Source organism: Rhodococcus sp. LB1 (assembly GCF_001583455.1).
GTDB lineage: Bacteria > Actinomycetota > Actinomycetes > Mycobacteriales > Mycobacteriaceae > Rhodococcus_F > Rhodococcus_F opacus.
Genome location: NZ_LTCZ01000031.1, coordinates 1 through 5,673, shown reverse-complemented (window position 1 = coordinate 5,673; position 5,673 = coordinate 1). Strand labels below are relative to the sequence as shown.

Genomic DNA, 5,673 nt, shown 5'->3' with positions numbered 1-5,673 from the left:
GCCGTCGCGACGGAGATCGGCGCCGAGGTCACCACCATGGGTTCGGCCGGAGCGAAGGCAATGGCGGTGCTCCGCGGAGACGTGGACGCCTACATCCACTCGGGCGGGCAGTGGGAATGGGACTCGGCCGCACCCGTCGGCGTCGCCGAGGCCGCGGGCCTGCACTGCTCACGGATCGACGGAACCCCGTTGGACTACAACGAATCCCACCCGTACCTGCCCGACCTCCTGATCTGCCGGCCGGAGCTGGCTCGGCCGCTGCTCGCCGCGATCGCGACACACGCCACCGACACGGCCGACAGCGGCCGGGTCGCGATGGCCAGGGCCTACATCGATGCACTGGTCAGCCACGACGCCACCAAGGTGCGTCTCGCGGACAACGCCTGGCGGGTGGAGAACGGTCAGCACACGGGCGAATCGGGGGCCTTCATCCGGGACGAACTCGAGAACGGCCTGCAGTATCAGGCCATCCAGGCCGTGCGCGAACTTTCCTTCCACGAGTGGGGCGACAACGTGGTGGCCCGGTTCGTGCTCGACCTCGGGGCCACGCCCACCGAGGTGACGTCCGTCCGGATCACGGAACATTTCGACATCCCGGCCGGGGCGATCCAGTCCGTCATGGCCATCATCGAACCGTCCGCGATCGAAAGGGAGAACCGATGACCCCGGATCAACTGGTCACCCAATTCTGTGCCGAGTGGATCGAGCCCGATCCGGCGAAGATTGCGGAGTACTTCGCCGAAGACGCCGTCTATCACAATATTCCGATGGAACCCGTCATCGGTCGTGACGCGATCCGCGAGTTCGTCGCCGGCTTCATCGCGGCCTTCGGCGGCATCGACTTCCGTGTGCACCGGCAGGTCACCGACGGCGGGCAGAGCCCCAACGCCGAGGAATCGAGCGGCGTGGTGATGAACGAGCGGATCGACGTGTTCACGCTGAACGGCAACGTCGTCGAACTGCCCGTCGTCGGTGTCTTCGAGATCACCGACGGCAAGATCACCACCTGGCGCGACTACTTCGACATGGCACCGATCCAGGCTGCTGCCGGCGGTGGATAGCGGCCCGATGATCGCCGTCCCGGCCGGGCGGGTCACGCTGTCGGATCGCCGAACCACCCGCAGCTGGAGCGTCGAGCTGGGCGCCTTCGGGATCGCCGTCCATCCGGTGACGCAGGGGGAGTACGCCGACATCACCGGCGAGTGGCCGGGCACCACGCGGGGAACGCGGCTGCCGGTCGACGGAGTGTCGTGGCGGGACGCGATCCTGTTCTGCAACACCCTGTCCGAGCGCGCCGGGCTCGCCGCCGCCTACAGGGTGACCGGCGACGACGTCGTGTGGGACACCATGGCCGACGGGTACCGGCTTCCGGCGGAGGCCGAATGGGAACGCGCCTGCCGGGCGGGCACCACGGGTCCGCGGTACGGCCCGCTCGACGCGATCGCGTGGTACCGAGGCAACTCCGACGGCCGGTCGCGGGACGTGGGCGGGAAGCAGCCGAACGCGTGGGGCCTGCACGACACCCTGGGCAATGTGTGGGAGTGGTGCTGGGATCTGTACGACCCCGAGGTGTACGGCACGTACCGGGTCCTGCGCGGCGGTGGGTGGTTCGACGAGCACTGGAGTTGCCGTGCCTCCGTGCGGCGGCGCAGTCACCCGACCTACCGCATCGACGACGTCGGATTCCGTCTCGCCCGCGGTGCATTCACTCCTGACTAAATGTTGACGTCAGGTTCAAGTTAGCTCTAGGCTGAGCTCGGGAGTATGACGACGGTCACATCCGGAGAGGGCGAGTCTGCATGAGCCAGGTCAACACGGTCCGCGGGCCGATCGACAGCGCCGAACTCGGACGCACGTACATGCACGAGCACGTGTTCGTGCTGACGCCCGACGTGCAACAGAACTACCCGGACGAGTGGGGGAGCGAGGACGAGCGGGTCGCCGACGCGGTCACCAAGCTGCGCGCGCTGGCGGAGCAGGGTGTCCGGACCATCGTCGACCCCACCGTCGTCGGCCTCGGCCGGTACATCCCGCGCATCCAGCGGGTCGCGGACCAGCTTCCCGAGCTGAACATCGTTGCCGCAACAGGGCTGTACACCTACGACGACGTGCCGTTCTTCTTCCACTACCGCGGTCCGGCTCTGGACGCGATCGTGGGGGCCGAGGTCCCCGACCCGATGGTGGACATGTTCGTGAAGGACATCGAAGAGGGGATCGCCGACACCGGGGTCCGCGCGGGACTGCTCAAGTGCGCGATCGACCACCAGGGGCCCACGCCCGGTGTCGAGCGGGTGATGCGGGCCGTCGCGAAGGCGCATCGGCGCACCGGCGTGCCCATCACCGTGCACACTCACCCCGGCAGTGAGGCCGGATTGCACGTCACACGCGTGATGTGCGACGAGGAGGGGGTGCGGCCGGACCGGATCGTTCTCGGCCACAGCGGAGACAGCACCGACATCGAGCATCTGACCAGCCTCGCGGAGGCGGGCTTCGTCCTCGGGATGGACCGGTTCGGGATCAACCTGGAGACGACGTTCGAAGCCCGCGCCGACACCCTCGTCGAGATGTGCCGCCGGGGATTCGCGGGGCAGATGGTCCTGTCGCAGGACGCCTCCTGCTACATCGACTGGATCGACCCCAACCTGATGGCGGCACTCCCGCAGTGGCACTACCTGCACATCGAGAACGACGTGCTGCCCTACGTCCGCGAGCGGGGTGTCACCGAGAAGATGATCACCGAGATGCTGGTCGAGGTGCCTCGGCGATACTTCGAGAACGTCGACCCGTACTGACATGTCGCGCCCGCGAATTGCACCCACACCACCGGTCACGGCCCGGGGCGTCCGCACCCGCGATCGTCTTGTCGCGGCGGCCCGGGTGGTGTTCGAGCGCGAGGGGTACCTCGACGCCCGTCTCGTCGACATCAGCAAGGAGGCCGGACTCTCGACCGGATCGTTCTACACCTACTTCACCAACAAGGAAGAGGCGTTCGCGGCGGTCGTCGAGGTGACGCAGAACGACCTGCTGCATCCGGGCATGGGACGGGTCGCGGACGAAGGCGACGTGCACGCGGTCGTGGAGGCGAGCATCCGCGCCTACCTGCACGCGTGCCGCCGGAATGCGCGACTGCTGGCCCTGCTCGAGCAGGTCGCGCACGTCGACCCCGCATTCCGCGAACTGGAACGCTCGCGGGACGAGACGTTCTACCGGCGCAACGCGCGGGCGATCGCCGATCTGCAGGACCGCGGTCTCGCCGACGCCTCGCTCGACCCGATGCTGACGTCGAAGGCGTTGTCCGCCATGGTCGGAAGGATGGCCTACAGCTATTTCGTCGGACCGCCGAGCGAGCGGCGATCGCTCACGTTCGAGCAGTTGACCGCCGGACTCGCGCGGATGTGGACGAACGCGCTGCGCGTCCCCGACCGCGTGTGAGGGGCCGTCAGTAGCCGGGTGCGTGGAGGATGCGCAGAACGAGGTCGGCGTTGATGTCGCCCAGTTCCTCCGGCGTGAATTCGCCGTCGGGGCTGTACCACCGGCAGATGTCCACCGCGAGCGACATGATCGCGAGGACCGCGACACGGGGGTCGGGGATCAGGAACACCCCCTGATCGATCCCGTTCTGCACCTCTCGAATTGCCGCGACCCGGATCTGGAGCCGGGTCTCGGCGACCACCTCGCCGTGTTCGGGGGCGAGATGCCTGCTCTCGTACTGGGCGATGCGCGCGCGCCGGAAGTTCCGGGCGTGCATGATGCTGAATTCGCGGACCAGTGCCCGGACGCGGTCGATGGGGTCGGTGAACGGCGCCACGGCCTTCAGCACCAGCGCGAGCGCGCGCTCGTTCGACCGGCGGACGAGTTGGAACAGCAGATCTTCCTTGGAGGGGAAGTGCACGTACATCGCGGAGGGGCTCATCCCGGCCGTGGTGGAGATGTCCCTCGTGCGGGTGGCTTCGAAACCCTTGTCGGAGAACAGAGTCGTCGCCGCCCGGAGCAGGCGTTCCTCGGATGTCGGCGGACCAGGGCTCGGCTCCTCGGTCGCGGACACGTCGTCTCGCAGTTCGGTCATCGGTGGTCCTCTCCGCCGTATCGAGCTTCGTCCGCATCGGCGGGATCCGGCAAGATCAATCCCCTCGAGTGATTGACATCACACAGCTATTCAAACACACTAAGCAAGCGCTCACTGACTTGAAGTTGGCGTCATGTTCTGAAAAATCTGACTCCCACATCCATACGAAGACCTATCTCGAGGAGTGATCGGATGACTACATCCGCGGTGCAGCCGAGTAAGGACGCAGCCGGCGACACAGCCGTCTCGCGCAAGCGTGCGCATCGGAAACTGCTTGCGGCGGGACTCGTCGGCAGCTCGATCGAGTGGTACGACTTCTTCCTGTACGGAACCGCTGCGGCACTGGTCTTTCCCCACGTCTTCTTCCCCGACTCGTCGGCGTTGATGGGCACCCTGCTTTCGTTCAGCACGTTCTGGGCGGGCTTCGTCGCACGCCCACTCGGCGGACTCGTCGCCGGCCACTTCGGCGACAAGTACGGCCGAAAGCCGGCCGTCGTCACCTGCCTGCTGTTCATGGGACTGGCGACATTTCTCATCGGCTGCCTCCCGGGCGCCGCGACCATCGGCGTCGCGGCCCCGATCCTGCTGGTGGTCCTGCGGTTCGTCCAGGGCCTGGCGTGCGGTGGTCAATGGGGTGGGATCGTCCTGCTGCTGACCGAATCGGCGAGCCCGAAGCGCAGGGGATTCTCCGGGACCTTCGGCCAGATGGGCGTCTCCTTCGGCGTCCTGCTCGGCAACCTGGTGTTCCTCGGCGCCACCGCGGCGATCTCGAACGAGGCGTTCCTCAGCTGGGGCTGGCGGATCCCGTTCTTCGCGAGCGCACTGCTGTTCCCGGTCGTGCTCTACATCCAGACCAAGGTCGAGGACACCCCCGAATTCCGGGACCTGCAGGAGGAGGCACAGAAGAAGAACAAGACCGTCGTCCGCGCACCGCTGACGGAGGCGATCAAGGAACACTGGCGCAAGATCCTGCTCGGCTGCGGCCTGCTCGCCGCCACCAACTCCCTGTTCTACATCTCCATCGCCGGTGTGCTCAGCTACGGCACCGCGGAACTGGGGCTCGAGCGCAACGACCTGCTCGCGATCTCGCTGCTCAGCGCCGGACTCACGGTCGGTGTCGTGCTGTGGTCCGGGCACATGTCCGACAAGATCGGGCGCCGGCCGATGATCCTGATCGGCGCGGCGATGATCATCGTGTGGGCGTTCCCGTACTTCTGGCTGATCAACACCCGGAACCTGCTGCTGTTCTTCATCGCCGTCACGGTCGGCAGCGTCTTCCAGTCCATGACATACGGGCCGATCGCCGCGTACATGGGTGAACTGTTCGCTCCCAACGTCCGGTACTCGGCGGCCTCCCTCGCGTACCAGCTGGCGGCGATCACGGTCAGCGGCGGCACTCCGTTCATCATGACCGCGCTGATCGCCAAGACCGGAACCACCACGTTCGTCGCCGTCTTCGTCGCACTGATGGGGCTGGTCACGTTCCTCTGCGCGTGGAAGCTGCGCGAGACCAACACCGCCGAGGTCCGGAACGATCCCACCGCCGTGCCCGGCGCCCAGTTCTACTGACCGGCACTACAAGGCGGCGTGGGGTGGCTGGGACCCAG

At 66.9% G+C, this 5,673-nt stretch carries 7 protein-coding genes; 6 read left to right on the top strand and 1 reads right to left on the bottom strand.

Features of this window, described 5'->3' with window-relative positions:
- The 5 genes from AZG88_RS06005 to AZG88_RS05985 form a co-directional block, all read left to right on the top strand.
- Window positions 1-663, top strand: a 663-nt coding sequence (locus tag AZG88_RS06005) for an inositol monophosphatase family protein (RefSeq protein WP_331712239.1), incomplete at its 5' end; no start/stop codon positions are given.
- Window positions 660-1,061: a nuclear transport factor 2 family protein gene (locus AZG88_RS06000; RefSeq protein ID WP_005252906.1), complete on the top strand. Its 402-nt coding sequence runs from the start codon at window positions 660-662 to the stop codon at window positions 1,059-1,061. The genes AZG88_RS06005 and AZG88_RS06000, both read left to right, overlap by 4 nt.
- Before the next feature lie 7 nt (window positions 1,062-1,068).
- A complete protein-coding gene (locus AZG88_RS05995; RefSeq protein ID WP_061042766.1) occupies window positions 1,069-1,719 on the top strand; it encodes a formylglycine-generating enzyme family protein in 651 nt (216 codons plus the stop codon).
- Between the two features lie 80 nt (window positions 1,720-1,799).
- Window positions 1,800-2,792 (top strand): phosphotriesterase family protein, encoded by a 993-nt coding sequence (locus AZG88_RS05990; protein WP_005252909.1) that lies wholly within the window; start codon window positions 1,800-1,802, stop codon window positions 2,790-2,792.
- A 1-nt stretch (window position 2,793) separates the two neighbouring features.
- Window positions 2,794-3,432, top strand: coding sequence for a TetR/AcrR family transcriptional regulator (locus AZG88_RS05985; RefSeq protein ID WP_005252917.1), 639 nt, complete (start codon window positions 2,794-2,796; stop codon window positions 3,430-3,432).
- Window positions 3,433-3,439: 7 nt separating this feature from the next.
- On the opposite strand, the gene AZG88_RS05980 is transcribed toward AZG88_RS05985, so the two are convergent.
- Window positions 3,440-4,066, bottom strand: coding sequence for a TetR/AcrR family transcriptional regulator (locus AZG88_RS05980; RefSeq protein WP_061697201.1), 627 nt, complete (start codon window positions 4,064-4,066; stop codon window positions 3,440-3,442).
- Between the two features lie 192 nt (window positions 4,067-4,258).
- On the opposite strand from AZG88_RS05980, the gene AZG88_RS05970 reads away from it, so the two are divergent.
- Window positions 4,259-5,635 carry an MFS transporter gene (locus AZG88_RS05970; RefSeq protein WP_005252920.1) on the top strand — a complete coding sequence of 459 codons (1,377 nt, stop codon included), beginning with the start codon at window positions 4,259-4,261 and terminating at the stop codon, window positions 5,633-5,635.
- Window positions 5,636-5,673 lie beyond the last annotated feature (38 nt).